The 3,269-nt window shown below is 55.0% G+C and carries 2 protein-coding genes; both read left to right on the forward strand.

Features of this window, described 5'->3' with window-relative positions; translation table 11 throughout:
• Positions 1-56 precede the first annotated feature (56 nt).
• Positions 57-611 (forward strand): GNAT family N-acetyltransferase, encoded by a 555-nt coding sequence (locus ACYC56_RS13600; protein ID WP_461374715.1) that lies wholly within the window; start codon positions 57-59, stop codon positions 609-611.
• 434 nt (positions 612-1,045) lie between these two features.
• On the forward strand, positions 1,046-3,269 hold a 2,224-nt coding region (locus tag ACYC56_RS13605; RefSeq protein WP_461374716.1), incomplete at its 3' end, for a nitric-oxide reductase large subunit.

Below are 3,269 nucleotides of genomic sequence, written 5' to 3' on the forward strand. Positions count from 1 at the left end.
ATTAGCATGTCTGCCAAAAATTATTCATCTAATAAAACTTAAGTTGTGAGAGGTTGATGTCTATTTACTTAACACCGTTGGACGGATCATTAATCGTCCGCCCCTGCCGACCGACCGATGCGGAACCGGTGTATGAAGCCGTGTGTGAATCGATCAGGGAATTATCGCCGTGGATGCCATGGTGTCACCGGGGATACTCCATTGAAGATAGCCGAACTTGGTTAGGGTCTCGTCCTGATACCTGGCAGAGGGGAATGGAGTATGATTTCCTGATCGCGGATCGCTCCGATGGACGCCCGCTTGGCATTTGTGGTCTGAATAACCTCGACAGAGAAAATCGTCTCGCCAATCTCGGGTATTGGATCAGAACCAGTAGTGCCAGACAAGGCGTGGCCAGCGCCGGGATTCCCCTGGTGATCCGATTTGGGTTTGAAGAGTTGAACCTGAACAGGATCGAGATTATTGTGGCGACCGGGAATATCCCCAGCCAGGGTCTGGCCACCAAAATTGGCGCTTGCCGCGAAGGCCGATTGCGAAAACGGCTGATCGTAAGGGACCGCGTTTACGATGCGATTATGTTTTCATTGATTCCCGAAGATCTCAATTTATGAAACACCGCATTAAATCATGGAGGAAAGCTGAGCAGTTATTTTTAAAACTACTCATAGAAGCCGTAATACCGAACCCTTTGTTCCCCGTGATCGGGATATGAGAGGTCGTGGCTGCCGGCCAATCTAAGGCATTGAAGATTATTAATCCTGAGAAAAGCCGGTTTCGGGAGTGTCGGTACTACACTTGCTTACACGTTGCAGATAACAGGGATTGCTGCGGAGATGATTTTAATCGACAACAATCACGAGCCGGCGGTAGGGCCTCCCTTTTGTCCCACCGGTACACCTGTAGACCGGAAAATTCCCGGATTGCAGAGAGGCTGATGAGTGGGGGACTCTGGTCGATTTGCCATAAAACCAAGTGCCCTGAAATCTTGTTGACTTGCCTGTCGGCTAATGAGAATGGTAAATCAAAAAACAGTAAGGGAAATTTGATGATCAGCCAAGAAACCTTGAGCCAAAAAATCTCTCCCTGGTGGCGGCGGGCTGTCATCCTGACCTTGCTGGTCTGCTTCGGCATTCAGGTCTGGATAGCCTGCCTGGCTTATCAAGGTGCACCTCCCATCCCCGATCGGGTGGTCAACCAGGCTGGGGAAACCCTTTTCACCGGGAAGGACATCTCAGCCGGGCAAGCCGTCTTTTTGAAATACGGACTGATGGAAAATGGCACCATCTGGGGGCATGGGGCCTATTTGGGACCGGACTTTTCGGCGGCCTATTTGCACACCCTGGGTGTGGACGCCGGGTTTATCCTGGGCCGATCCCTTTTCGGACGGGCATTGGGGGACCTTCCCCTGGGCGAAAAAGGGGTGGTCAAATTCTGGGTCCAAGAACTGCTTAAGGAAAACCGCTATGACCCCCGGACCCGGACCCTGGTGTTCCGGCCGGCCGAGGAGTTGTCCTTTCTAAAACAGGTGAATCTGTGGGCCGATTACTTTGTCAATCCGGCTTTGAACGGCGGTCTGAAGACCAAGACCATCCAGGACCCGGGCGAGTTGCGGCAGCTCACCGCCTTTTTTGCCTGGACCGCCTGGGCTTCCGTGGCCCGCCGTCCGGGGCGGTCCTATTCCTACACCAATAATTTCCCCTATGACCCCTTGGTGGGCAACACCCCGATCACCGAAGCCTATCTCTGGAGTGCTTTAAGCCTGATCACCCTGCTGGCTGGAACGGCGGCTATTCTCTTTGCCTTTGGCAAGTTCAGCTACTTAGGCTGGAGGGAGACACCCCAGACCAATCCGACCCTGGTGCCCGGCAAGGCCACGGCCGGCCAGCAGGCTACCGTTAAATTTTTTGTTATCGTCACTGTGCTCTTTTTGGCACAGACACTGATCGGCGCCGCTGTAGGACACAACCGGGCCGAACCGGGCAGTTTCTTCGGCCTTGACCTCTACCAGGTCTTTCCCAGCAATATTTTGCGCACCTGGCATCTGCAATTGGCCCTTTTCTGGATAGTCACAGCTTATATCGGGGGCGGGTTGCTGTTGGCCACGGCCCTGAGTGAGGGGGAGCCCCGCGGCCAGGTTGGGGGGATCAATGTTTTGTTTTGGGCCCTGGTCCTGGTGGTCGGGGGCAGCCTTTTGGGGGAGTTCCTGGGGATCCACAATCTTTTGGGAAAGCTGTGGTTCTGGTTCGGCCACCAGGGCTGGGAATATCTGGATCTGGGCCGGGGCTGGCAGGTCCTGCTGGCCCTGGGAATGGTGATCTGGGTCGTTTTGCTGTGGCGCCAGGTAAGACCGGCTTTGAGCGACCCCCAGCGCCGGGAAATCTCCATCCTGTTCATGGCGGCGGCCATGGCCATCCCTTTGTTTTATCTGCCGGCTTTTTTCTTCGGCAGCGCGACCAACTACACCGTGGTGGACAACTGGCGCTTCTGGATCATCCATCTTTGGGTGGAAGGCTTTATGGAGCTTTTGGTAACGGTCATGGTGGCCGTCACCTTTTTCCGAATGGGCCTGGTTTCCAGGCAGACTGCCGTCCGGGTCATTTGTCTGGATGCCATTCTCTTTTTGGGCAGCGGTATCATCGGCACCGGCCACCACTGGTATTGGACCGGTCAGTCTCAGATCAATCTGGCCTTTTCCGCCATGTTTTCCGCCATGGAGGTGCTCCCTCTGACCCTGCTGACTCTGGATGCCTGGGATTTTGTCAAGGTAACCCGTGGCGGCAACTCCATGGCCCTGCCGCATAAGTGGACCTTTTATTTTTTGATGGCCGTAGGCTTCTGGAATTTTGTAGGGGCAGGCATCTTCGGTTTTCTGATCAACCTGCCCATCATCAGTTATTTCGAGGTGGGCACTATCCTGACCCCTAACCACGCCCACAGCGCCCTTATGGGGGCCTTCGGTATGGAGGCCATGGCCTTGACGGTTATGGCCTTTCGTCAGGTGCTCAGGGATGAGGCCTGGTCACGGGTGGAAAGGTTTGTCCGGGTCTCCTTCTGGGGGCTTAATGTGGGTCTGGCCCTGATGGTCCTGGGAAACCTCTTTCCCGGCGGAGTGCTGCAAATGGTCGATGTCATGCAAAACGGCTACTGGCACGCCCGGGGCCTTGACTATGTCACCCAGGATTTTGTGCGTTTTATCGAATGGTGCCGCATGCCCGGGGACCTTATCTTTATCTTTCTGGGGGTCGTGCCCATGGTCTGGGCGGCCTTGC

The organism is Candidatus Aquicultor sp., from assembly GCF_054640775.1.

What these genes read in the sequence shown, in the direction of transcription:
- ACYC56_RS13600 (WP_461374715.1), top strand. Translation starts at nt 57, where the DNA reads ATGTCTATTTACTTAACACCGTTGGACGGATCATTAATCGTCCGCCCC.